This window comes from Treponema denticola (assembly GCF_024181605.1).
Taxonomy (GTDB): domain Bacteria; phylum Spirochaetota; class Spirochaetia; order Treponematales; family Treponemataceae; genus Treponema_B; species Treponema_B denticola_B.
The window spans coordinates 201,801-227,435 of sequence record NZ_CP054477.1; the positions used below are offsets into that span (position 1 = coordinate 201,801).

Sequence of the window (25,635 nt, forward strand, 5' to 3'; positions counted from 1 at the left end):
TTTTCCAAGTTTAGGAATCTTATGAAAAAATTAAGTTTAAAGCTTTTAGGTTTGTTTTTGTTTCTCTTTTGTTTTGTGAATTTCCTAATAGCCGGGGACTTAGGGGACCATAGTATAAAAGCTAATCCTGAAAATCCCGACTGCATTTACGAAAAGGCAAGGCTGGGTGATTGCCTTATCCATATGGCAAAAATTACCTCTCCCTCAAAGGGGTCGGCACCGGCAGTTGAGATCCTTTTTATTTCCGATTTTAAATGGGAGTCTTGTTCTCCTCATGAAGACTGGGGGAAAGAAGGGAAAACTTATCAATATCGGGAAACCGAGGTGCCGGGGTCTTCCGTGTTTTTAGGCATAACAAATAAGATAAGCGATGTAGTTTATTTCAAGGTAGAAGGGGGGCATCCCTTTGATTTACCTCTTTATGATGACCCGGCTGAAGCTAAAATCCTTGAACGTTTTATCTTTTTTAAATTTACCGCTTATGCGGCTAAAGGCGGCCTTTTTGAAAATGCTCTCAATAACTTAATGTGTGCACTTGATACCCATACTAAACTTCTTTACACCTATGGAATGCCTAGCGAGTACAAAAAAATAATCGGAAACAATTATATTCCGCAAAAATGGCTTCCCTATGAAATACATCCGAATACGGCTGATTCGAAATTAAAGTTTTATGAGTATGATCCAATCGGCTTTGTTTCTCTCGAAAAAACTCACAACTTTTTGGGCGTAAAGACAAATGTTCACTTATATGATTGGTGGAATGAATCTGTAGGAGCCGGCTCTTCGATGAAGACCGTAAAAGAAAAACGCTTTATGCCCCGTCTTTCCGGAGAAGCTCTTGAGGACTGGACTATCCGAGATGCCTCTAAGCCTGTCCGTTCCCCGTATAGAAAATTTTAATCAGCCTTGTTATTCCTATTGTCAATATTAAGACGATGACCGACACGAGGGCTGTAAAACCGCCGGGGGCGACATTTAGGTGATAGGACAAAACCAAGCCGAGCATTATGTCTGCGACACTTATCAAAATAGAAAAAATCAATGTCTTTTTAAAGCTCATTTTTAATTGAAGAGCCGTTGCGACCGGTAGAGCTATCATCGAGCTTAAGACCAACATTCCCACTATTTTTAATGAAACGGCTATCGTTGCCGCTGTTAGACCTGAAAACAAGTAGTTGATAAGGCGGACCTTAACACCCATTATTTTTGCAATATCTTCATCGAGGGCTATGTAGACCATCTTGTGATACATGAGGCCGAGAGTAACCAATGACAAGATACTTAAAGCAATCACGGTAATCAAATCCGAAGAAGAAACGGTTAAGACGCTTCCGAATAAATAGGTTTCGGCATTTGCTCTAACGGTTCCTGAGCTTATGAGGGTAATAGCGATTCCGACACTCAAGGACAAAACTATTGAAAGGATTAAATCTTGGTATTCTTTAAAAGCATTCCGCAGGGCTTCTATCAGTGCCCCTGCCGCTGTCGTAAAAATAAAGGCACCGAGGATGGGGTTTATTCCTGAAGCGAGGGCGAGGGTGACGCCTGCAAGGGAGCTGTGGGAAAGGGTATCCCCTATGAGGGAGTATCTTCTGAGTACTAAAAATAAGCCGATTGAAGGACAAAGTATTCCTATAAAAAAAGAAACGATAAAGGCATTTTGCATAAAGCCATATTGAAGCATTTTATTTTTCCCCCTTTGGTTTAAATTGAACAAAGTTCGGATTAAAAAATTCCGAAGTATATTGTTGAGGATTACACAAATGGCCTTTTCCGTTTTTTATGTGAAATATTTTTGTAGAATTAAAAATAGCTGCATCCAAATTATGGTCAACCGAAATGACGGTCAGCCCCTTTTTAATGTTTAAATCTTTTACAAAAGAATAGATTTCTTTTTGTCCCTGAACATCTATTCCGGTAGAAGGTTCATCTAAAATTAAAAGGTCGGGATCCCCGATAAGGGCACGGGCGATGTAGAGCTTTTGAAGCTGGCCTCCCGAAAGTTCTCCTACAAGGCTGTTTTTGTATTCGGTTAAATTCACTCTTTCCAGGGCTTTTAGAGCACAATCGCTTTCCCTTATCTTTAATATTTTTCTATAAGAATTTAAAAGTTCAAAAAGCGTAATCGGGAAATCGTTTAGGTTTTCTTTTTTTTGCGGAAGATAGCCGATTTTTTTTGCATTGATAATAATTTCACCTTTTTGTATTTTCAGCAATTTTAAAATCAGCTTTAGGAGGGTGCTTTTTCCGCAGCCGTTTTCTCCCACAATCGAAATATAATCGCCTTGTTTTACTTCCAAATTTATATTTTTTAAAACTTCTTTTTTTGAATTCGGATATTTAAACTTGAGAGAATTTATTTTTACCATAGGAATCGCATTTTACTTCTTTTTTTTAAAGATTGCAAGACGGACTTGTATTTATTAAAGATTGTTTATTTCGTCTTGTTTTAAGCCCGTGGCTTGCATAATGACTTCGTGTGCCACGCCTAGATCAACTAAGTTCTTTGCTGTTTCGAGTTTTGTTTGATATACGCCTTCTGTATAGCCCTCGTGTTTTTCTGATGCCATATCGTGTTGATATTTCATGCGGGATTCATAGAGCCATTTGTCTCTAGGACTCATTTCCATTACTTCAATAGCTGCATTTGCTTTTTTCATCGTTTTGGAATTTTGTGCCAACATCTTTCTTACCTCCCTATCATCTGTTTCAATAAATTTCAGCCAGCTTAATAAGCGTTTTGTTTTAATGTCCGTATAATTTGATTCTTCTAAAAGCTTTGCTGTTTCAAGATTTATAATATGAATCTCAAGTTTTGAAAATAAAGGCTCTTTTGTGTCCTTTTCCATAACGAAATATTTATTGTGCAAACGCTTATTTTTATTAAAGCCTTTTCCTATCAAATTTATTGTAATACATTTCGGAAGATTTGTATAGTCTTGACCTTGTTTTATACTTTCGTTATACATTTTTGACCAATAATATACGCTTCTTTCAGGAAAATCTCCTCTCCTCCTATTCTGTATTTCAATATTTATAATTGTTTTGTCTTTTAGTCTTAACTTTATATCCAAGATACCTAGTTTTTCAGTCAAAATTTCTTTATGAAATTCTTTATCCAAAAGTTCTAATCCTGCGATATTTTCAGGTAGAATGTCGAGTATACATTCCAGCAAATTTTGTAGGATGTCTGTATTTTCCTCAGTTCCAAAAATACGCTTAAAAGCATAATCATTTCGTAGGGTTATTTTGAAATTTGTATCATCTTTCATTTGTTCCTCTCATACCTCCTATTATATTTATATGAAAAAATAAGATTTATGAGTAAAATTTAAAAAATATTTTGTAATTTCTAATTAAAAAAGCTTAAAAGTTAGCCTATTGTTATTTTTATTTGTTTCCTATAAAATAAACTATATCTTCTTAGAGGTTAGTTATGATTCATAAACGCCTGACAGGGTCGGTGCCGAAAAGTAAAAAATGGATATTGCTTTCGGCTCTTTCTTCATGGATTTCTCTATTGTGCAATACGGCTATTACCTTTGTAACTGTGCGCTTTATTTTCGGCCTATATAATTCTTCGCTTGATAAAAAAACGGTTTTTGTGTTGTTGTTCGCAGCTTCGGCTGCCTTGATAATAAGAGTTATTGCCGTCCGTAAGCGTTCTTACTTTTCGTATAGGGCAGGAACCGAGGTTAAAAGAACTTTGCGCTCGATGCTCTACGATAAATTTATTTCGCTAAAGCTTAATTATTCTCAATATATAAGCATGGCCGAGGTTACTCAAATAGGCACTGACGGAATCGAACAGCTCGATTCTTATTTTGGGGCCTATCTGCCTCAGTTTTTTTTCAGTATGGCGGCACCGGTAACTCTTTTTATAATTCTTGCACCGATAAACTTTTTTGCCGCCCTTGTGCTTTTTGTCTGCGTGCCCTTAATTCCCCTTTCGATTGCAGCCATTCAAACGGTTGCAAAGCGTATTTTAAAAAGATACCTTGACGTTTATACCGGGCTCGGAGATTCCTTTTTGGATAACCTCCGCGGCCTTATCACCTTGAAAGCCTATTCCGACGATGAAGCTCAGCATAGGGAACTAAATGCCGAGGCGGAAAATTTTAGGCGGGTAACGATGAGGGTTTTAACCATGCAGCTTAATTCCATCTTTGTGATGGATACCGTTGCCTACGGAGGGACTGCTCTCGGAACAATCGTCAGTCTTTATCAGTTAAGAGCCGGAAATCTTTCGATAGAAGGGGCATTGCTTTTTATTTTGCTCTGTGCCGAATTCTTTTTACCTCTGCGGGCACTGGGCTCGTTCTTTCATATAGCGATGAACGGCATAACCGCAGCGAACCGCCTCTTTGAATTGATGGATGTAAAAAGCGATTCGGCTTCAGTTTTAAGCGAAGCCGAACTTGAAGAAACAGCAAAAAAAATTAAAGGGTCTCAGCCCGGCAGTCAGCCTGATTCTCTGCAGGGCAATTTGCCTTCACTCGAAGTAAAAAATTTAAACTTTAATTATAACGAATCAAAGCAAGCTCTAAAAAATGCTTCTCTTGAATTTTTAAAACCGGGCTTTTACGGCATCGCAGGAGAAAGCGGTTCGGGTAAATCCACTGCGGCGGCCTTACTTATGGGCTTACAAAAAAACTATTCCGGTGAAATTCTCTTATCGGGAATAGAAGCAAAAAAACTCCCCGACGAATTTAGAGCTAGGTATATGAACCTTGTTTCTACCGAAAGCTTTTTATTCGGAGCTTCGGTTAGAGAAAATCTTTTAATAGCGAAGCCTTCTGCAAGCGATGAAGAATTGATGAGCGTATTAAAAAAGGTTCTCTTAGACGAATTTATTTTAAACAGAAAATATTCGGAAGACGGTAATTCGGGTTTGGATTTTTATATTGAATCGGGCGGAAAGAATTTATCGGGCGGACAGATTCAGCGGTTTGCTCTTGCGCGGGCTCTCCTCCATGATACAGACATTTATATTTTTGATGAGGCTGTAAGCAATATCGATGTCGAAAGTGAAGAGCTTATTTTAAGCACTCTTTATGAATTAAGCAAAATCAAAATAATTATCTTTATTTCGCACAGGCTTGCAAACATTGAAAACGCAGACCATATCTATGTATTTGAAAAGGGAGAAATAAAAGAAGAAGGAACTCATTTAAACCTTATTGAAAAAAACGGCATCTATGCAAGGATGTATTTACAGCAAAAAGATCTTGAAAAAATACGGATGGGTGTAAAATGAAAAAAAGTGAACTTATAAAAAAATTGATAGTATTTGTAAAGCCTCTTAGCGGAGTTATGACTATAACGGTCATCTTAAGGGTTTTGGGCTTTATCATTGCAGCGGCCATCCCTGTTTTGGGCGGAGTCGGCATTGTCTCTCTTTTAGACTTAAAGATTTTTAACGTTTCGGTTTCCTTGAATTTTGTAATCATAGGCCTCATCGTCTGTGCCGTAAGCCGAGGTATCTTTAGATACGGCGAACAGCTTTCGGGGCATTACATAGCCTTCACCCTTTTGGCCTTGATACGGGATAAAATTTTTACGGCTATGAGAAGACTCGCCTTTGTAAAATTACAAAAAAAGGATTCAGGCAGCCTTTTGTCTATTATAACCGCCGACATAGAATTGCTCGAAGTTTTTTATGCCCACACAATAGCACCGGCAGCTTCTGCAGTTCTCTACTTTATTTTTGCCTTAATTATCTTTGCTAAAATACACATTGTTTTGAGCCTTACGGTTGCCCTTATTTATATAGTTATCGGCTTTTTCCTTCCCCTCCTTTTTGCTAAGATGGATGATGGGGCCGGTGTAGAATACCGAAAAAAAATGAGCTCCCTTAATTCTTTCTTTTTGGATTCCCTCCTCGGAATAAAAGAGATTATCTTTTTTGACAAGATAAGGGAACGAAAAGAGAATATTGAAAAAAGAGGCGAGGCCATAAGCGGAACCTTTAAGCTCTTAAAAAACTTTGAGGGTAAAACATTTGCAATTACGGAAGCGGCTCTTACTCTTTGCAATTTTTTAATGCTGGGCATTTCTGCCTTCCTTTTGGTAAACGGAAAAATCGACTTTGCCGCTTTTTTGATTTCCAATCTAATGCTTCTTTCAGGTTACGGCCCGATAATTGCGGTTTCAGGTTTGGCTGTAAACTTGCAGCAAACCTTTGCTTCAGCAGAAAGGGTTTTTTCTCTGCTTGAAGAAAAACCGGAACTTGATGAAGTTACAGACGGCGAAAACCTAAGCTTTGAAAAAGCCGAAGCCGATAACATCAACTTTAGATATGACGACATGGAAGTTTTAAAGGATGTAAGTATCTCCGTTAAAAAAGATGAGATAGTCGGCCTTTGCGGCAAAAGCGGAAGCGGTAAGAGTACATTGCTCCGCCTAATCATGCGCTTTTTCGATCCCCTGTCGGGTGAGGTAAAGATGAACGGTATCGATATTAAAAAGATAAACACGGCAAGTTTACGGGAGGCTGTTTCTTACATTACCCAGCAGACCTATATTTTCAAAAAATCTATTTATGAAAATATCCTCCTTGCAAACAGGAATGCTTCAAAAGAGGATGTTATCGAAGCCGCCAAAAAAGCTGCAATCCACGATTTTATTATGAGTCTACCTGAAGGCTATGATACGAAGATGACAGAGCTTGGAGGAAATCTTTCGAGCGGTGAAAAACAGCGTCTCGGTCTTGCCCGAGCCTTTTTGCACAAGGCTCCGCTTTTGTTACTCGATGAGCCGACCGGAAACTTGGACAGCTTAAACGAAGCCCTCATTTTAAATTCGATATACCAAGAAAAAAAAGACAAAGGCGTTTTAATCGTAAGCCACCGCAAATCCACCGTGAACGCCGCCGACAAAATTGTCTACATTGAAAAGGGAAGGGTAAGGTAAAAAAATAAAATCCCCCATCGGAGGGGCGGAGTCTTCCGATGGGGTAAGACTTGTTTTAATTTTGATTAAGGTTACTATAGCTATTCAGCGTTCACTATTTGGACAGCAGTATAATCTGAAGATTTTGTTCCCACTAAATAAAAATCATCACCGTCTTTACCAATAGTCAGCGTATTTCCTTCTATTTTGAAGGTTGTAGTTTCATCTTCATTATCGTCAAATATTATCTTGTTGCCTGATATTGTGTATTTCGCTTTCTACAACTTATATAATTCACCTTCTGCTGCTAAAAGAAGGACAGCTAAAAATATTTTATTTTTCACTAAAATCTCCTTAAGGTCACTTGGATATTTTGTTTAAAGCTTTTAAGAAAAAAATCTGCCATTCTTAAAAACTTTGCAAGTGCCTATGGAGCTATACCATACTGTCAAGCCCTTGATAACTTTCTGAATCTTACTCCCTCTCTACCATCATGGTTGTAATAGTTTTTATAAAATATTTTTATAAATTTTACAATAAAACACAAATAAATAATACAATAATTATGATAAGGAGAAAAATTTATTATGAAAGAAGAATTTTTAAATCCCAAGATGGATTGGGTATTCAAGTTGATGTTTTCTAAAGGAAAAAAGGGTAATAAGGCTCTTATAAGCTTTTTAAATGCTTTTTTGGAAGATTCTTACGGTAAAATCAAAAAAGCGGATATTTTAAATACCGAGCTTATCCGTGAAACTCCAAATGGAGAGACTTATCATCTTGATTTTTTAATTAAAACGGACACAGGCCTTATTATAGACCTTGAGATGCAGCAGTTTTGGAAAGCAAACTATCCTAGACGCAGTCAAATGTATCTTTTGCGTTTGGCTTCCCGTTTTTTGAAATTGGAATCAAAAAAAGATGACCCTTTTTATGCCGTAAGTATTTCGGTTTTCGGTTGTAATGTTCCTAAAAATGCAAAACTTGTAAAAATGTCTGAAAATTCCGTTATTCAATACATTTACATTGAATTAAATGAGTTAATAGGTTATACTATAAAAAAGAGCCTAGAAGATTATACCTTAAAAGATTTTTGGATAAGGTTTTTGACTACTTATGAACAAGACAAAAAGAGCGGTATGCTGAAAAAATTATGTGAATTAGCGGAGGGCATCAGGATGGCAGAAGAAACAATTCTTAAGGTAACTGAAGAAGAAAGACGTATAGCTAGAGAATTATCTAGGGAGAAATATCAGATGCTCTTAGAAGCTGAAAGAGGTGATGCCAGAAGGGAAGGTCTGGCCGAAGGCCGTGCAGAGGGATTTGCTGATGGTGAGTATCAGGCAAAACTCGATATGGCAAAATTGATGAAGACTATGAATTACTCCCTAGATGATATTCATAAAATTACAGGCCTTGCTATTCAGGAAATCAAAGAGTTTTAAGAGTTGTATTAATTTAAACTTTCTGAATCTTACTCCCTTTCTACCATCATATAAAGCAGGGCGTTTATAATGGAGGCGGCGACATTGCTTCCGCCCTTGGTGCCTACGGTAGAGATTTGGGGAAAGGGTTTTGAACGCAGTGCTTCTTTCGATTCGGCAGCTCCTACAAAGCCTACGGGAACGCCGATAATAAATTCGGGGGAAACTTTTTTTTCTTCGCAGAGCTCCAAGAGCCTAAAAAGAGCCGTCGGGGCATTGCCTATGACAAAGGCCTTGGCTCCTTCTTGGACTGCAAGGTCTACGGCTGCCGAAGAGCGCGTTATTCCGTTTTCTTTAGCCATCTTAAAAACCCTCTCGTCATCAATCAAGCATAAAAGTTTATTTTCGGTTTTTGAGAGGGCGGGTTTATTGATGCCTGTCAGCACCATCTTGGTATCTGTAAAAATAGTTATGCCCTTTTGAAGAGCCCTTTTAGCCGATTCTATAAAATTATTTTGAAAAACGATTATCTTTCGGTACTCGACATCGCCCGTAGTGTGAATCATTCTCTTGGCTATAATTTTTTCTTCTTCCGTAAAAGAAACATCCTTCATGCTCTCTTCAATTATATCCATGCTCTTATTTTCTATTTCCATTGGTTTTTTAATGTACATTGATTTTTTCCTTTAAGATGCTTTTGGGATATTTATAGATTGAGCCGCAGTTATGGCAATAAAGCTCTATTTGCTCAGGGCCGTTTTCGTACATGTCTGCAATTTCTTTTTCAGGTAAGGTAAAAAGTTTATCGCGGAAATTTTCTTTCGAGCAGGGACAATAAAAGTCTATCTTTCTTTCGATTAAAACTTGAGGATTACAGTCACGGAAAAGGCCGAAGATGACATCTTCCCTGTCTCCGCCTTCTGCAAACCATTGGCCTATCGAGGGGCAGGCAGCAAAGGCTCTTTCCGCCTTTTCTATCAAGGCTTCTTCGGCTCCCGGCATTAGCTGAATATACATTCCGCCTGCCCCGATAATTCTTCCTTCTTTGTCGAATTGAATGCCCGTATTAAATCCCGTTACCGTCTGCTCGGATTGTAAAAAATATTCGGATAGGTCAAGGGCTATGTTTTTGTGTTTTATTTCGACGATTCCGGTTAGGGGTTCCCTAGTGCCTTCAGGGAAGCGGATAACCGAGATTTTTCCTTCCCCGAAAAGAGGTTTTAGGTCCCATGTTTCTAAGGGAGTATCCGGCCTTATGGGGTCTTCCAAAAGATAGCCCCTTACAAAGCCTTCGCTAAAGGCTTCGACACTAAAACCTACAAGGGGGCCTTGGGTATCGCATCTAAATATGATCCGGTCTCTTCCCTTCATTGTCGGAATTAAGAGTGCCCCGCAAAGTGAGGCGTGGCCGAGGGCCAGGCTTTCTAAAATACCTAAATTGTGCTGTACCCGCATCTTATTTACAAAACGGGTTCCGTGAAAAAAAGCTCCGCGGATTTGGCCTTCGCCTAGCATAAAGACCGTCATTCCATCTTCGTGCATGGTTTTAAATTTTTCGATTAAGACGGGATCGGTTATCGGTTTATCTATCATAGGCGGATTATATCAGAGTTTAGGCTTTTGTACAAGGATTGACACCTTCCCTTTTTTTGTATAAAATATCCTGCTTTTGTATATTTTAAATGTTTTTAAGGAAGAAATTATGTCAAACGAAAAGAAATTATTACATTGGGCGGATCAGACTGCCGAAAAAATCATAAGAGAGAGGGGAGACCTCGATGTTTATACCTGCGCTTCCGGTATTACGCCTTCGGGGACTGTTCATGTAGGAAATTTCCGCGAAATTATTTCCGTCGATTTGGTTGTGAGGGCATTGCGCTCCCGCGGAAAAAATGTGCGCTTTATTTATTCTTGGGACGACTATGATGTATTCCGAAAGGTTCCCGCAAATATGCCCAAGCCCGAAGTGTTGGAAAAATACCTCCGCTATCCGATTACGATGGTTCCCGATACATTTGAGAGGGATGAAAATTATGCCCGCCACCACGAGCATGATGTAGAAGCCGTATTGCCCCGCGTCGGAATTCATCCCGAATATCTTTATCAGGCCGAACGCTATCAAAAGGGACTGTATGCCGAAGGAATGAAAAAAGCCTTGGATAACAGGGAAGAGCTTAAAGACATTTTAAATACTTACCGAGATGAGGCACATAAAATTACCGAAGAATACTGGCCCGTTTCTGTTTTTTGTACAGCCTGTAATAAGGACACGACAAAGATAGAATCATGGGACGGAGACTGGACGCTTAAATACTCTTGCGAATGCGGACATTGCGAAGCCGTGGATCTGCGTAAGGCAAAATCTGTAAAGCTGGGCTGGAGGGTTGACTGGCCCATGCGCTGGGCTTTTGAGAAAACCGTTTTTGAGCCGGCCGGAAAGGATCATCATTCACAAGGAGGTTCCTTCGATACGGCAAGTTTGGTTTCCGATCGCATTTATAATTGGCCTGCTCCCGTAAGTTTCCGATATGATTTTATCGGTTTAAAGGGAGTGCCCGGAAAGATGGCCTCTTCTAAGGGAAAGGTTGTAAGCCTTGCCGAAGTACTCGAAGTTTATCAGCCCGAAGTTGCCCGCTATCTTTTTGCGGGTACAAGGCCCAACACCGAATTCGTTATCAGCTTTGACCTTGATGTAATTAAGATTTACGAAGACTATGACAAAACCGAGCGCATTGCGTGGAAGGCAGAAAAGGCTAAAAACGATGAGACATTCGAAAAAGAATATAGAATCTATGAGCTTTCTCAAATAGACGGAATGCCTGAGTGTATTTCCTATCAAATTCCTTTTAGGCATTTATGCAATCTTTTACAGATAAATTCGGGCGATATTGAAGCCGTAATAAAGGGGCTTCCCGATGTAAAGCCTGCTCAAGCCGATAGACTGAGATCCCGTGCCGAATGTGCCTGGAACTGGATCACGGACGGGGGTGCTCCCGAAGAATTTAAGTTTGCTTTAAGAGCTGACGGCTCAAAGGCTGAACTTTCCGAGCCGGAAACAAAGGCGATTAAAACGATAAGGGATTCCCTTTTACCCAAAATGGACGCGATGGACGAAAAGACATTTTCGACAGCCCTTTACGATGCGGCAAAAGAATGCGGCTTGGAGCCCAAGCAAATGTTTGTTGCCGTTTATCAAGCCCTTGTTTCAAAGGATCAGGGCCCGCGCCTTGCCGGCTTTATGAAAACCATCGGCAAAGAAAGACTGGAGAAAATATTTAAAGATTATTAAAGAGCGAAGGCTTTTATTTTTTTGCAAATTGTGCTAACATTCTTTTTATGGCTAATGATAACTTGTACACACGCAAGATAGAACCTGCACCCGATAAGCCTGTACAAAACGGAAAATCGAATTTCGGCACTTTTTCAGGCTGCTTTAAAAAATTCGATATAAAAGGACTTTATCGGGTATTCGGTAATCTACCCATTCCCAGAATAATTACCAATGGGCGGATTTCGGGGACGATGAGGTTTCTATTCTGCGATGATGAGATAATAGGCGAAATAGTATTTTTTTCGTGCTATATTTTCTCCTTTATGGAAACAACCTTTTGGGTTCGTAAGACCCAGCAAAAATATGCCTATCGGCAATACCTGCCGGGCGGCTTTATTCATATTCCTAAGCACATAAGATACAGTGTTACTGCCTGCCGTAAGCCATATAGATATGCCCGTATTTTTTCCCGTCTGTCGCACGGAAAACTTCATGCCGATTTTGACTTTTCGGCCCGTGATTCCCGTCCCTCATGCGAAGGCCGTTTGGATTTGGATATTCGGGATAAAGAAGCCTTGGATTTTTCGTGCGTAATTCCCAACTATGTAAGCCGGCGATGTATGGCTATGTACATGCAGACAGGGACGGTAAAGGGCTGGATAAGTTTGGGTTACAACGAAGATATTCAGCTAAAAAAAGAAACGGCCGTGGGCGTTTTTGATGTGAGAAAGTCCTATACCGGTTTTAGGTCAAAGCGCACCCTTGTAAACGGACTAGGCAAGCTGGATGATAAGTCTTTGGTTTTTTATCTTGCAAATTCGATAGCTGCTGACAGCAATAAGTATAATGATAATATGATGCTCTATGACGGGAAGCGTACCCCTCTTCCTCCGGTAAAAATAACCCGTCCCTTCGGCATCATGGGAAAATGGATAATACAGGACACCGAAAGCATGGTCGACCTTGTGTTTCTTCCTGTTTCAAAAAATTACAAAAGGGTAAATGCCGCAGTTTTTAGGACGGAATACAGTACCGTTTACGGTCATTTTGAAGGTACCCTGCTGACGGCTGACGGAGAAGAATTAAAGCTAAAATCTTTTCCCGGCATAGCTAAAAAATACAATCTTAGAATATGATGCTTAAAATAGAAGGGGTTGAAATCGAATGGGCCGAATCAAAGGGGCGGAAACTCAGACTTACCATATCGCCTAAGACGGCTATTCCCTGTATCCATGTTCCGAAAAACTATTCTCAAACTAAAGCCTTGGACTTTGTAAAAGAAAACATTGCGTGGATAAAAAAACATCAGGCACGAATAGAGGAAAAGATTTTTAAGAAGAATATAAAAGCCTCATTAAAGGACGGCTCCACGGTAAGTTTATGGGGAGCCGACTATAAAATCAAAATACTGCGTGCTAAAAAAAATGCAAGCGTCGCAGTCGATGATGATTTTATCTATTTAAAAGAACCTCCCGGAGCGGATCCCAAAAAACGGCCTTCAATTTTGAACCGCCTTTATAAAAAAGAATTGGAACTTTATGTTGAAGAAATCTTGCCCTTTTGGGAAGCTAAGATAAAGGAAACCGCCTCCGAGATAAAATACAGGGATATGAAAAGCAAGTGGGGTTCCTGTAATTCTTATACGGGTATAATTACCCTAAACACAAAGCTTGCTGCCCTTCCTTGTGAATGTGCCGAAATGGTGCTTGTGCACGAGTTCGTTCATTTTAAGGAAAGGCTCCACAACGACCGCTTTAAGCGATACATGACTAAATATCTTCCCGACTGGAAAGAAAGAGTGAAGTTGTTGAATTCGGAAGATTATTAGGGGAATCGATAAGGGTTAATGTGTAATGAGTAATTAAGTTATCAGCTATCGATTACCGATTATTCATTACACATTAACAATTAGTTTAAACTTTAAACTTTCCGACCTCTTTAGAAAGATTTTCAATGCTCTCTTTATTCTTTTGACTTATTGTGTTTACTTCTTGCACGGCATTGCTAATCTGTACGGCACCGGAGGCCATTTCGTTCATACTGTCGGTGATGACGCGGGTAAGTTCATCGAGTTTTTGCATTTCTTTAGCTACATTCTCGCCGCCGCGCAGCATTTCGGCAGAACCGTCATTTACTTGATTTGTTACCATATTGATGTCGCGGATTGCAGTAAGTACTTCCTTGCTGCCGTTTTCCTGCTCGCGCATAGCGTTCATTAGATTTTGACTCATCGTTTTGACTTGTTCCGAAAGAGCAAAAATAGCGTTGAACTTTTCTTCTGCCGTTTTTGCAGAGAATGAAAGAGCTTCAATTTCTCCTGAAAGTATTTTAAGCGTTTCGGTAATGGTTTTACCTTGACTGGAAGACTCTTCAGCGAGCTTACGAATTTCGTCGGCAACAACGGCAAAGCCTTTTCCCGCTTCACCTGCGTGGGCGGCTTCGATTGCGGCATTCATCGCCAAAAGGTTGGTCTGGCTTGCAATGTGTTGTATAACACTTGAGGCTTCCAATAGACCGCCTGACTCTTCGGCAATACGCTGTGGGTAACAGTGTTTGCTCCCGTAACTGTTTCCTTGCCGTCGGCTGTGGCGGAAGCAAGAGTTTTTATAACGTCATCGGTTTTACCGAGGGTCTGTGTGATAGAAGCTATGTTTCCTACCATTTGCTCGACGGCGGAAGAAGACTCTGCAACACTCGCCGCCTGATTTTCAATATTGCTATTCAGCTGTTTTATGGTGCGGATAATTTCTTCGATGGTAGCCGCCGTTTCGCTGACGCTTGCGGCTTGGGTAAGAGCCTGTTGTTTTACCCCGTCTATGTTCGCACTTATTTGGTGCACAGCACTTGCCGTCTCTGTCATATTGCTTGCAAGTTCGTTACCGATATTTGTCATGTCTAGAGTATTCTTGCCGACAGTTTTAATCGACGAGCCGATTTTAGAAATTGTTTGATTGAAGTATTCCGATAAATCTGTAACTTCATCGTTGCCGTGTACGGGCAGGCGCACGGTTAAATCACCTTCGCCTTGGGCTATATCTTTAAGGGCTCCAACGACAACCTTTATAGGTTTGACCATGGCGCTGGCGGTAAAGAAAACGATGATGAGGGCTATCGTCAGGATGATTACTCCGATAATAATCATTTCAAGCCTAAGTTCATTGACCGTTCCCATAAATTCTTCTTTCGGAGCATTTATGATAACCGTCCAGCCGGTGGTTTTCATCGTGGCGTAAGAGGCGATCTTATTCACGCCCTTGTATGTGTAAAAGCCGATGGAAGGCTCGTCTATTTCGACTGCCATCTTTTCGAAAGCGGCAAGGGAAGTAAAAGCAGCATCTTTTTTTGCCTCTTCATTGAAATTCATACGGTTTTTTACCAATTCCCTATCTTTATCGGCAATGGTAGTTCTGGTAAGTCCCAAAATGTAGCAAACCCCCGTTTTACCGACGACGATATCCGCTATGTCTTCCGATAGCTGTAAACCATTGACGTCGGCGGATAAAATCCCGACGACGGTATGGGCAGAATCGAAAACTGGAACTGCAAAAGTCATTACGAGTGTTCCAGTCGCTCTTTCTATGTACGGTTCGGTAACGAATTTTCCTCCCGAAAGAGACTTTTGAAACCATTCCCTGTCGCTTACATTAACGGAACCTCCCGCATAGTAAAAGTTTCCGTTTTTATCGGTTATATTCAGTTCTTTTATTCTGTTATTAAAAGCCGCTTCTTTTGTTAAATACGCCGTTTTCTCTTGATATGAAAGAGAGTTGTCTCTGAGTATCGGTGTACGTGCAATACCTTCTAAAAATTGAAAAAACGCTGTAACCCGCCCATCAAGAATTTCTGCCGTATCGGTTGCCTTATCTATAAGGTGCGTTTCCACCTTTTCGGTTACGGCTTTACGAGCGGTGCGTATAGCAAAAAAAGCCAGTATAAAACTGACTGCAAAAATAAGCAATCCAAATACAATTAATAGTTTTGTCCTCAATGATCCCTTTTTTTTCTCTTTCATTGTTAATCTCCTCTTTTAGGTGTAATGCATTTTGTTTTTTGGATTGATGGGTCTCAATCCTTAAGACATCCGCTGAAAAATGTACATCCTTGTACATTTTTCAGCTTAGAGTTTTAAACTTGCGTCTAAAACTCTTGGAAGCTTGGAACCACCGCCGTCCATGGCGGTTGGGGAATGTACATCCTTGTACATTTTTCAGCTTAGAGTTTTAGACTTACGTCTAAAACTCTTGGAAGCTTGGAACCACCGCCGTCCATGGCGGTTTATTGAATACATTTTTTATGTTAAGGCTTAGTTTAACAGAATATCGTGTTGCAGCATGGACAGTATTATAGGCTAAAGGTATGAAACTGTCAACTATGTATGTTGTTTTGCCGTTTATTCAAAACAGAAAATTGTGTATTGGTTGTCTTTGTGTTTCTGCTCTGTTGATTTTTTTAAGAAAATGGTGTAATATAACTTTTGTTTGTAAATTTGTATCTGTTCTGTATAAAGAAAATTATAGTTTGGAGAATGTATATTATGAATAAAATATTACCCGTCAAACATCTTTCTACAAAGTTTGTTATAGGTGTCCTGCTGGATACTTTTTGGGTTACGGTTGGAAGTGTGCTTGCGGCAGTTGCATTGCAATTTTTTCTTATTCCGGGAACAATTGCGCCGGGAGGTGTCAGCGGTTTGTCGGTTGCAATCGAAAAATTGACCGGTATAAGAGTTTATATATTGAATTTAATTATAAATGTTCCTTTATTTATTTTTGGAGCAAAACTTTTGGGTAAAAAATCGGCTGTTTTTACCCTTTTGTCTATTTTGGTGCTTTCAGGGGTTTTGGCTGTCTTACCCCAAGATTTTGTGTTTACTAATGATCTTTTTTTACAGGCAACATTTGGCGGAATTCTTTTAGGAGTAGGTTTGGGGATTGTGTTTAAACGTGGAGCTACTACAGGAGGGACAGACCTTGCCGGAGCTATTGTAAACAAGCATTTTCCGGGTTTAAGTATAGCAAAGGGTATGGCTATCGCCGATTTTGTAATAGTAACATTTGCAGGTGTTGTCGATAATAATCCTAACACTTCGCTTTATTCTTTAATAGCTCTTTTCTTTTGTACAAAGATAGCTGATATGATTCTTGACGGTTTAGGCTACTTTAAAGGCTTTTTTATTGTGAGCTCTAAGCCGGCTGAAATCGGGGATGCTCTTATGAGTAAACTTGAAAGAGGTGTTACCCTCCTCAAAGGAGAAGGCATGTATTCAAAGCAGGATCGTCCTGTTCTGCTCTGTGTTGTAAGCCGGGCTCAATTTGTCAGAGCAAAGGAAATTATTACCGAAATAGACGAAAGAGCTTTTATCATGGTCTGTGATATGCAGGAAGTTTACGGTCTCGGTTTTAAGCAAAAAATAAAGTAAACTTAGCCTTACAGGTTTGATAAGTCATTGACGGCAGATAGTTAATTATGGTATAGTTAGGTATGGATTTAGGAATTTTTATTACGGATAATAGATTAAAGTTTTCACAAGAGCTTGCGAATAAGCTTAGGGATAAGGGCTTAAAGGTTTGTTTGAGTTCGGAGTATAAAGAAGATAATAAAGAAAGCGGTGTTACTACCGAAATCGAATGGAACCGCTCGTCTCTTTTTTCTCTTCAAGCTATTCCGCTTAAATTAAAAAATATAAATATTGCAGCCGATACGTCAATTTTGATTTTTGATGCTCCTGCTTATTCTAAAATATATCCGGGGACGGATGCTATCTCTATAGACAAAACGATGAGCGATCTTGTTTCGGCAAATGCAGCTCTTTCCCTTGTTCTAAAAAACTACTATATTAAAAAAGCGCAAGGCCGGCTAATCTTTGTTCACCGTGATGCTGATGTTCCTTGCGGTAATCCCAATATTTCGGCAGCCTCTGCTGCTTTTGCCCGTATTGCGGAAGAAACGGTTGATGCCGTAAGAAAGACGGAGCTTCCCGGTGTGCAAACTCTTTTGGTAAAATTAGAAGGTTTTGAAGATGAGGTTTTTGCCGATTGGTTATGCAATCAGATAGGTTTACCGGTCTTGTCCCGAAGTCCCGGCCGATGGGTAAAAGCAGGGCAGCGCGGCTTTTTCGGTAAGTAAGAATTTACAGTTGGGAGCCTCTAAAAACATCAGTTTTTAGAGGGTTTCCTTAAATTTAATTTGCGATGTTTTTCATAAGTCATTGATACATAAGGACTTATGAAAAACTCGTCGGGTATCTCTAAAATCCAACAAGGTTTTTAGAGATACCCAGTTATATGAATGGGGCTTTTAGCCAGGTAAGTTCGTGTTTGTTTGCCGTAAGATGAACAATCTTTGAGTTCGGAATTGCCGCAAATTTTTTAACGGTTTCGTTATCGGGTTCTCCCTGCATTTTTATTGTGCAAATAAATTTTTCGCAAAGTCCCGAGTCAATCCACTTTATAACCCAATCATAAAGCCTCGGAGGATAGCAGATTACATCGGAGCAAAGCCAATCTATTTTTCCTATGTCTTCCGGCTTTAAGGTAAAGGCATCATGCTTTATAAATTCTATATTTTTCTTTGCCATTAAATCAGGCCTCAAGGGGCTTCGGTCGATTGCGATAATCTTGCAGCCTAAGCTGTCCAAGACCCAGCTCCAGCCTCCAGGGCAGGCTCCGGCATCGAGGCAGATAGAATCGGCTGCGGGCAGAGAATTCTTTTTTTCGGAAGAAGCTGTGGGCAAGGCTTCGGCCTTTTCTGCAAGGCCGTTTTTTTCTTGGTGCTTTTTTAAGTAAAAATTTAAGAGGGTTAAGGCTTCCCACATTTTTAAGTAGGCTCGGCTCGGCGGATTTATCTTATCTTCCTTAAAGAAAATTTCTCCCCGTGGGAAGGGACTTGAAGTTTTTGCCGAAGCGAGAATTTGATTTTCGTTTAAGAGGGTCCAGATCCCAATTTCGGCTGACGGAACATCGTAGGGAAAATCCCTTTCTTTTTTGCTGATAAAGGGAAGTTTTTTTTCGATGAGCTCTGCCCGCCTAAAACAGTTAAACGGAACAAATGCCCAGTTTCTTTGAATTGAGCGCAAAATATCGGCAGCCTCGCTTATACTCGAAAACTCTGCCATAAACGGTTCTTTCATACAAAGGCGGCTCCAAAAAACATCTTTCGGAAAATTTTCTCTGTATACTATGTTACCGTAGACAGCGGCATCTTTTGGAAGACGGGTAATTTCCATAGGAGCTTCTCCATGTGGAATTCCTAATTCATCGAGAAGATGATTTTCAAATTGAGGAACGGTAAGCCAAGCCCAGCCTTTTAATAATTTTATACGGGAGTCATCTTTATTCGGCATAATCTTTAGTATTCTTTTAAAAGTATATTTTCTTTTTTTTGCTTTAGCTTGTCAATCGGGTTCGTTTGTGCTATTATTAAATTGCGTAATATCGTTTTTTATGGAGGAATTTTAAAATGTTTCAATTAAAAAAGAATAGTTTTATTTTTGTGCCGGTGTTGGCTGTTTTATTGCTTTTTTCTTGCAACGCAAAAGATGAAGCTGCCGTTGAACCTAAGCCTAATGAAGCGGTGGTAGATGATGTTTCCGAAAATGTGAATATGGAAATGGATGAATCATTGCTTGCAGAAAAGTCTCTTGAAAAGGTAAAGTATGACAGCAGTTTGCAGGTAGGATTTGCAAAAAAACAGAGTGCGCCTTCTGCCCACCAAAAGTATTTAAAAGATAAGCTTGTTTTTAAAGCTTTCCCCTTCAATAAGGTGCAAGAAGGAACGACCGCTGTCGTCGGAAGCGATCTTTGTTTATTCTATCCTAATGCAGAATTAAAATCTCAAGAAGACTTAAAAAAACTGCCTGCGGGAATTCCTGTTCCGTTCGGCACGGTTTTAAGTATTGAAGAAGAACCGGTAAGACTTCCGTTCGATGCCGATGATGAGTTCGATTTCGGTGTTTTTAAGTTTCAAGAAAATCAAAATTATTTTTATCAGACAACATGGAACGGAGAAAAAGGTCTTGTTTTTGGAGCTGATCTTGCAGGTATTGGGAATGATTTAAAAATAAATCAAGCTATTTCTATGCGTTATTTAACAAACGGTGCTCCTAAAGAGTTTTATACGGTATTCGGTTATGAATTTTTAAGCAAGGCTCATCAAGCTGTTTTGGAAAGGGATAGGTTAATTTTTGAAAAAGTTAAACCTGATGAATATGATCTGCATATGATGTCCGCTGATGATATGATTGCCTTGTACAGAAATCATTATGGTTATCATTACGAATCATATGAAGATAATTATACGCCGACTCTTCGTGGAAATGACGGCACTACGGTTTTTATTACCACCGATTTGATGGCCCATGCAAAGCATCTTCTTTTTGATAGGATATTACAAAATATTGAAGAGAATTTTTTTACGCCTAGACTTCTTGAACTTGTAACAGCCTTTGACGATAGTTTAAATAATGTAAACAAAAAAGGCTTTCCTACGGCAAGACCTGAAACCTTAGAAAAGGCTAAACTATATTTTCAAACTGCCCGTGCCCTCTTGGAACTTGCTCCTAAATCCGTAACAGAAAAAGATAAATACGGCTCTGATGAAACTGTTTATAAAGAGCCCAATAAAGATGAAGTTCTTTCAAAATATCCCAAAACGGTAAGTGAAGAAATAGATCTGATTGATAAGGCTCAAGGCCCTGCCGTTTCTCCTCTTTTTACTTTTGAAGACGGTGCTTTTACAAAAGAAGATTATTCCCAATATAAACCGAGAGGACACTACACAAAAAACGGTATCTTGTCTGCTTATTTTAGAGCAATGATGTGGTTCGGACATGCTCATTTTTTAATTGCAGATAAGGGGCCTGAAGTTTTGGAACAGGATGGCAAGACTGCTTCCGATGCTTATGCTCTAACTTTGAACATGGAACCCATAGCTCTTTTGATTACCGAGCTTGTAAAAAATGATGAAGAGCTTTATAAAAAGTGGTCAGCTCTTTTTGATCCTATAACGGATTTAATCGGTCTGTCCGATGATTTATCTTTTAAAGAGGTCTTGCCTCTCTGGAAAAGCTATGATGTAAAGAACTTTGAAAAATGGGCAAGCGATAAAAACAATTTGTTCGCATTTATGAAATCGGCTCATGAAAAACTAAGACCTCCGGCTATAGCCGGGGCTTCCGCTTTTTACACAGCTTCCGAAGGTAGCGATGAAGAAAGAAAGCCTCCAATGGGTTGGAGACTTTTCGGTCAGAGATTTACTCTTGATTCTTATATTCACAGCTTGGTAAGCTCTCCCAGACTGTATGGCCGTGCACATGTTAAGGGGCTTGATATTATGAAGGGGCTGGGTTCGCAAGCTGCCGATTTATTACTGCAAAAAGACTACTCCGATTTTCCTAAGTTAAAAACGATTCTTGATAAAATTGAAAAAGAAGCCGTATCTTCTCCCGACAAAATATTGGGAAAAACTTATTACGGTAAGACACTAAACGAGATAGGCTTGCAAGCTCGCTTTGAGCAAGGTTCCGGCTTTTATTTTACCGAAAGCCCGTCATGGAGTGTAAAGTCCTTATTGTCGGCTCACGGAACATGGGCAGAGTTAAGGCATGATACTATTCTATATACAAAACAGGCTTTTGCAGAGCTTGGAGGCGGCCCCGATGCAGAACTTACCTACAGAGTGAAGAAGATTCCCGCTCCGGTTCACTATATAGAGCCTAACTTAGCATTTTGGAAAAACGCTGCTTCTTCTGTGGATGTTCTTATAAATGCATTAAAGCCTTATAAGCTCATAGATGAAAATAATTTACAAAAGCTTGAAATGTTAAAAGACGCTGCCTTACATGCTGCCGATATCGTTAAGCTTGAAATTGCGGATAAACCCGTTTCTGAAAAAGACCTAAAATGGATATCCTTGATGCCCGGCTTCCTTGCCCGTATTCTTATGCCTTCCATAAATGCAGTTGTTGAGCCTGAGCAGCTTCGTATGGCCTTGGTTGCCGATGTGTTTACAAATGGTGAACAAGGCTTTGTTCTTGAAACAGCTGTCGGTATTCCCTATAGAATTTATGTTCCCTTAAACGATGCTCAAGGCGGAAAAAGAATAGCTGTCGGTTATTGTTTTAATTACTATGAATTTGAACAAGACATATCTAACCGTCTGACAAATGAAGAATGGAAAGAAAGGGTTTATTCTAATGAGGACATGGAAGACTTAAAGCCTTTCTGGGCTCAGAATATTTCTTTTTAAAAGAAGCCTTTTTACCGGACATGAATTTTAGATAATATGAAATTTATAAAATTTCTAAGTACCGTTTTTTTTATTTGTTTTTGTTTGACGGCTTGTATCGGCAAAAAAGACGGGGTGGAAGATACTGAAAAAATTTTCCGAACATGGAGCTCTGATGGGGAAAAGCCTCCTAAGACGAGGTTTATCCCCAAGGAAGCTTCTTTGCCGGACGGAGCAAAGCCTTGGGGCGGGACGGTGAGCCATCATCTTCTAACCGATGCCTTAATAGATGATTGGTTTACCGAACTTGCCGAAGCAAGAAAGATAAAAACTTTTTATATTTTAAGCCCTTCTCATTGGGGCCTTTCTCTGTACGATTTTTCTTTAACAAACGGATCATGGCAAACTAAGGACGGCCTTGTCAACTCCGAAAAGGATAAGGCTGAACACTTATCCCGCCTTTTTGATGTGCCCTTTGATGATAAGGTCTTTGTTTATGAGCACGGCGTTTCAATCTTGATTCCATACATAAAAAAATACTTTCCCGATGCAAAGGTTGTTGCCATCGCTTATTACGGAGAGCCTCCCGTAAATATGAATCTTGCAACTAAACTTTATGAGAAGGTAACAAAAGTTTTTTCTATCAAAGATAAGGATTCCTTCCTTTTAATTTCTTCCGATTTTTCGCATAAATCCGATATAGAAAAAACAGCTGAAAAAGATGCAAAGTCCCGCTATTTTTTGACAAGTTTAAAACCTTCTGCTTGGACGCTCGGTATCTGCGATAACAGACCTGCAATGTATTTGCTTTCAAAATTATTTACAGAAAAAACTCAATGTACAATTCAAAGAAATACTAATGCCTATAAGCTAAGCGATGAAACTGATCCTGAAGACATAACAAGTTACTTCTTTACATACTTTTGGGAGAAAGAAGATTAGTCTTCCTTCAAAATATCGGCTGCGACTTCATTAAAAAAGTCTTCGGCTTTTTTATTATTTTGACGTCTTATCACATCTTGAACTTCGGCGATTTCTTCAAGCTGTTTTTGAAGAAACTTCGTCTTATCGTTGTCTATAACTATTGTTTTCCCGTCAAGCAATATCATTTTTACTTCAGTAAAGGTGCCGAATCGGGCCGGCCTTTTGAAGGTTTCAATTTCAATGCTGTGTATTGCCGAAAAATTTATAATTTTTGTTTTTGGAAAAAAGAATATCCCTGCTTTTTGAATAGCCTGTTCTTTTGTGATATTAAAATACCACGAATTTTCGAAAAGACCCGCAGCTAAAAATAGGGTTCCAAAAATAAGGGCAATTATGGAATACTCTCCCTCTTTCATGGAAGATATATTCAAATAAAAAATTGCGCCTCCGATTACAAGAGCTGATATGCGGAGCCATAATTTCAAAGTAAAAAATTTTACTATCCTGTCTTTTTCTTGTTTCATAAGCTTAACCTATTATTTCAATTTCGGCGGCCTTGCCATTTCTGTCCGCTGAATCTTCGCCCTTGGGATTGGGCATCTTAAACACCCTGAATTTTACCGGGGTTCCTTCTTTTATAAGTTTATCCCTGCATTTTTTATCGATGTTTGTGAATGAAAAGAAAAAGTCTCCATTTTCGTTTTCGATAATTCCGTAACGGTTCATAAGCCGTTTTATTTTTCCCTTTATTTTTGGCGTTTCATTTTTGCGGCCTATTGCCTTTATCCAATAGTTTGGCGGTATTCTGTCGTCCGGCCTTAGTTCAAAATCATCCGATAGAGCATCGATTATTTCTCTCAATGTGTTGTGGCTGTAAGAGCGGGGATCGAATTCAGGCATAAAGTTACGGATAGAATTTCCTAGGTCGGAAAGGCTTACCCAGCCTTCTTCGGTCATACGGGAATTTCTATAAGCATGGCATATAAGGTCTTCGAGGGATTTAAACTTTTTACCGCTTTTTGCATCTTCTTCGTATTCTTCAGTTTCATCAAAGTTTTCAAGATATTTAAATTCGTTACAGGCATTTACCCAAAGAGGTTTTGCATTGGACTTTCCGACGCCCAAAACATAGAGCCCATACTCCCGCAATTTGAGGGCAAGGCTGTAATAATCGGAATCGGTAGAAACTATGCAGACAGCATTTATTCCTTGATTGGTGTTTGCAAGTTCTATGGCATCCATTATGATTGTGTTATCGGTTGCATTAGGACCGTTTCTAAATTGCTGGACGGGCCGGATAGGTACTTTTTCAAGCCAAGGTTTCCAGCCGTTCATGTTGGGAGTCGTCCAGTCCCCGTACAGTCTTTTTATTAATACATCTCCTTCTTTTGAAACTTCTGAAATTATCGAGTCGAGATAGGAAGGTGCAATGTTGTCTCCGTCAATTAAAATAGCATATTTTTTTTCCATTTTGTTATTTCCTTATTCTATTATTTCTACCTTTAAAAGGTTTGTAGATCCTGCCTTGCCTATAGGAATACCTGCCGTAAGGATTGCTATGTCTCCTTTTTTTACATGGCCTGTGTCCTTTGCAATTTGCGAACACACATCGAACATGTTGTCGGTCGATTTTATAGGATCGGCTAAAACCGGATATACGTCCCAGTCGAGGGCCATCTTTCTCATAACCTGAGGCGATTCCGTTATTGCGATAATCGGTACCTTTGGTTTAAATTTTGAAAGAGCTCTGGGGGTTATTCCGGAAGCGGATGCCGTTATGATTGCATTTGCATCAAGGGCCAGGGCAGTGGAGCAGGTGGCTCTTGCAATTGCATTTGTGATTGTTGTCTCATGAAGAGAAGCATTTTCAGCAAATAGTTTTTCATAATCTAATGTTTCTTCTATAGAGTTTGCAATTGAGGTCATCATGGCCACGGTTTCGACAGGGTATTCGCCTGCTGCGGTTTCTCCAGAAAGCATTACAGCTGATGTTCCGTCGAGAATAGCGTTTGCAACGTCTGTAACTTCGGCTCTGGTGGGACGCAGGTTGTGGGTCATAGATTCGAGCATCTGAGTTGCGGTGATAACCGGCTTTCCTGCAAGGTTTGCTTTTTTTATCAGCTGCTTTTGAAGATGGGGTATTTTTTCGGGCTCTATTTCTACACCCATATCTCCCCGGGCTACCATTATTCCGTCGGCTTCCGCTAAAATTTCATCTATGTTGTCCAAGCCTTCTTGATTTTCTATTTTTGCTATAACGGCGATTGTACTTTTGTGTTTTTCCAAAAGTTTTCTTATTTGGATAATATCGTCGGCTCTTTGTGTAAAGGATGCGGCAATAAAATCCACATCGTTTTCAATTCCGAATTCGATATCGGAGATATCCTTTTCACTCATGTAAGGAAGGTTTACCCTCAAGCCGGGAATGTTTACACCTTTTCGGCTGCTTAGGGTTCCGGAATTTACTGCGACACATTCTATGTCCGTATCGTTTAAAATATCGATAACCTGTAACTCCAATAATCCGTCATTTATAAGGATTCTGCTTTTAGGTTTAATTTCGGCGGCAATATTCTTATATGAGATGCTGCATATTTGATTTGTTCCGATTACATCTCTGGTTGTAATTATAAATTCCTGACCTTGCACAATTTCTACAGGCTTTTCAAAAAGGCCCAAACGGATTTCGGGTCCCTTAGTATCCAGTAAAAGTGCAATAGGCATTTTTAACTCTTCTCTTATTTTTTTTATTCGATCTATTTTAACCTTGTGTTCTTCATGGCTTCCATGCGAAAAATTAAGGCGGCAGACATTTAAACCGGCTTTAAACATTTCTGCCAAGACTCTTTCCGAGTCGGAAGCAGGCCCTATTGTGCATACTATTTTTGTTTTTTTCAT

Annotated in this window: 20 protein-coding genes and 1 pseudogene; 11 read left to right on the forward strand and 10 right to left on the reverse strand. The window is 39.6% G+C overall.

Annotated elements, in window-relative coordinates; translation table 11 throughout:
• The first annotated feature begins 21 nt into the window (after window positions 1-21).
• Window positions 22-903: a hypothetical protein gene (locus E4N80_RS00870; RefSeq protein WP_253699715.1), complete on the forward strand. Its 882-nt coding sequence runs from the start codon at window positions 22-24 to the stop codon at window positions 901-903.
• On the opposite strand, the gene E4N80_RS00875 is transcribed toward E4N80_RS00870, so the two are convergent.
• Genes E4N80_RS00875 through E4N80_RS00885 form a run of 3 tightly spaced genes read right to left on the reverse strand, consistent with a single transcriptional unit; the run spans window position 869 to window position 3,275 of the window.
• Entirely contained in the window at window positions 869-1,687 is an 819-nt protein-coding gene (locus E4N80_RS00875; protein ID WP_253699716.1) for a metal ABC transporter permease, read from the reverse strand. The genes E4N80_RS00870 and E4N80_RS00875 overlap by 35 nt on opposite strands.
• Before the next feature lies 1 nt (window position 1,688).
• Window positions 1,689-2,372, reverse strand: coding sequence for a metal ABC transporter ATP-binding protein (locus tag E4N80_RS00880; protein WP_253699717.1), 684 nt, complete (start codon window positions 2,370-2,372; stop codon window positions 1,689-1,691).
• A gap of 54 nt (window positions 2,373-2,426) precedes the next feature.
• Window positions 2,427-3,275 (reverse strand): Rpn family recombination-promoting nuclease/putative transposase, encoded by an 849-nt coding sequence (locus E4N80_RS00885; protein ID WP_253699718.1) that lies wholly within the window; start codon window positions 3,273-3,275, stop codon window positions 2,427-2,429.
• A gap of 164 nt (window positions 3,276-3,439) precedes the next feature.
• Between E4N80_RS00885 and E4N80_RS00890 the strand changes: the two genes are divergently transcribed.
• From E4N80_RS00890 to E4N80_RS00900, 3 genes are all read left to right on the forward strand, one after another.
• Window positions 3,440-5,260 (forward strand): ABC transporter ATP-binding protein/permease, encoded by a 1,821-nt coding sequence (locus E4N80_RS00890; protein WP_253699719.1) that lies wholly within the window; start codon window positions 3,440-3,442, stop codon window positions 5,258-5,260.
• A complete protein-coding gene (locus tag E4N80_RS00895; protein ID WP_253699720.1) occupies window positions 5,257-6,915 on the forward strand; it encodes an ABC transporter ATP-binding protein in 1,659 nt (552 codons plus the stop codon). Before E4N80_RS00890 ends, E4N80_RS00895 begins: the two co-directional genes overlap by 4 nt.
• A 566-nt stretch (window positions 6,916-7,481) precedes the next feature.
• Entirely contained in the window at window positions 7,482-8,339 is an 858-nt protein-coding gene (locus E4N80_RS00900; RefSeq protein WP_253699721.1) for an Rpn family recombination-promoting nuclease/putative transposase, read from the forward strand.
• Window positions 8,340-8,368: 29 nt separating this feature from the next.
• On the opposite strand, the gene E4N80_RS00905 is transcribed toward E4N80_RS00900, so the two are convergent.
• Together E4N80_RS00905 and E4N80_RS00910 are read right to left on the reverse strand one after the other, a co-directional pair.
• The gene (locus E4N80_RS00905) at window positions 8,369-8,992 is read right to left on the reverse strand and encodes a precorrin-8X methylmutase (RefSeq protein WP_253699722.1); all 624 of its coding nucleotides are present in this window, start codon (window positions 8,990-8,992) and stop codon (window positions 8,369-8,371) included.
• Window positions 8,982-9,911, reverse strand: coding sequence for an Hsp33 family molecular chaperone HslO (locus tag E4N80_RS00910; protein WP_253699723.1), 930 nt, complete (start codon window positions 9,909-9,911; stop codon window positions 8,982-8,984). The genes E4N80_RS00905 and E4N80_RS00910 overlap by 11 nt, the downstream gene beginning before the upstream one ends.
• 109 nt (window positions 9,912-10,020) lie before the next feature.
• On the opposite strand from E4N80_RS00910, the gene lysS reads away from it, so the two are divergent.
• From lysS to E4N80_RS00925, 3 genes are read left to right on the forward strand one after another with little or no spacing between them, the layout of a single operon-like run.
• Window positions 10,021-11,607 carry a lysine--tRNA ligase gene (gene lysS, locus E4N80_RS00915; protein WP_253699724.1) on the forward strand — a complete coding sequence of 529 codons (1,587 nt, stop codon included), beginning with the start codon at window positions 10,021-10,023 and terminating at the stop codon, window positions 11,605-11,607.
• Window positions 11,608-11,654: 47 nt separating this feature from the next.
• Window positions 11,655-12,725: a DUF2804 domain-containing protein gene (locus tag E4N80_RS00920; RefSeq protein ID WP_253699725.1), complete on the forward strand. Its 1,071-nt coding sequence runs from the start codon at window positions 11,655-11,657 to the stop codon at window positions 12,723-12,725.
• Entirely contained in the window at window positions 12,722-13,417 is a 696-nt protein-coding gene (locus E4N80_RS00925; RefSeq protein ID WP_253699726.1) for a YgjP family zinc-dependent metalloprotease, read from the forward strand. Before E4N80_RS00920 ends, E4N80_RS00925 begins: the two co-directional genes overlap by 4 nt.
• Window positions 13,418-13,502: 85 nt before the next feature.
• On the opposite strand, the pseudogene E4N80_RS00930 reads toward E4N80_RS00925, so the two are convergent.
• Window positions 13,503-15,601, reverse strand: a pseudogene (locus E4N80_RS00930) (methyl-accepting chemotaxis protein).
• Between the two features lie 522 nt (window positions 15,602-16,123).
• Here E4N80_RS00930 and E4N80_RS00935 point away from each other — a divergent pair.
• Both E4N80_RS00935 and E4N80_RS00940 read left to right on the forward strand, forming a co-directional pair.
• The gene (locus E4N80_RS00935) at window positions 16,124-17,008 is read left to right on the forward strand and encodes a YitT family protein (RefSeq protein WP_253699727.1); all 885 of its coding nucleotides are present in this window, start codon (window positions 16,124-16,126) and stop codon (window positions 17,006-17,008) included.
• A gap of 62 nt (window positions 17,009-17,070) precedes the next feature.
• Window positions 17,071-17,715 (forward strand): hypothetical protein, encoded by a 645-nt coding sequence (locus E4N80_RS00940; protein ID WP_253699728.1) that lies wholly within the window; start codon window positions 17,071-17,073, stop codon window positions 17,713-17,715.
• A gap of 154 nt (window positions 17,716-17,869) precedes the next feature.
• On the opposite strand, the gene E4N80_RS00945 is transcribed toward E4N80_RS00940, so the two are convergent.
• Entirely contained in the window at window positions 17,870-18,931 is a 1,062-nt protein-coding gene (locus E4N80_RS00945; RefSeq protein WP_253699729.1) for an SAM-dependent methyltransferase, read from the reverse strand.
• 116 nt (window positions 18,932-19,047) lie between these two features.
• Here E4N80_RS00945 and E4N80_RS00950 point away from each other — a divergent pair, with 116 nt between their 5' ends.
• Both E4N80_RS00950 and amrB read left to right on the forward strand, forming a co-directional pair.
• Window positions 19,048-21,834 carry a DUF3160 domain-containing protein gene (locus E4N80_RS00950; RefSeq protein ID WP_253699730.1) on the forward strand — a complete coding sequence of 929 codons (2,787 nt, stop codon included), beginning with the start codon at window positions 19,048-19,050 and terminating at the stop codon, window positions 21,832-21,834.
• 36 nt (window positions 21,835-21,870) lie between these two features.
• Entirely contained in the window at window positions 21,871-22,755 is an 885-nt protein-coding gene (gene amrB / locus E4N80_RS00955) for an AmmeMemoRadiSam system protein B (RefSeq protein ID WP_253699731.1), read from the forward strand.
• Here amrB and E4N80_RS00960 read toward each other — a convergent pair.
• Genes E4N80_RS00960 through pyk form a run of 3 tightly spaced genes read right to left on the reverse strand, consistent with a single transcriptional unit; the run spans window position 22,752 to window position 25,635 of the window.
• Window positions 22,752-23,261, reverse strand: coding sequence for a hypothetical protein (locus E4N80_RS00960; RefSeq protein WP_253699732.1), 510 nt, complete (start codon window positions 23,259-23,261; stop codon window positions 22,752-22,754). The two genes, amrB and E4N80_RS00960, sit on opposite strands and share 4 nt — an antisense overlap.
• Window positions 23,262-23,265: 4 nt before the next feature.
• The gene (locus tag E4N80_RS00965; protein WP_253699733.1) at window positions 23,266-24,207 is read right to left on the reverse strand and encodes an NYN domain-containing protein; all 942 of its coding nucleotides are present in this window, start codon (window positions 24,205-24,207) and stop codon (window positions 23,266-23,268) included.
• Between the two features lie 12 nt (window positions 24,208-24,219).
• Window positions 24,220-25,635: a pyruvate kinase gene (gene pyk / locus E4N80_RS00970; RefSeq protein ID WP_253690531.1), complete on the reverse strand. Its 1,416-nt coding sequence runs from the start codon at window positions 25,633-25,635 to the stop codon at window positions 24,220-24,222.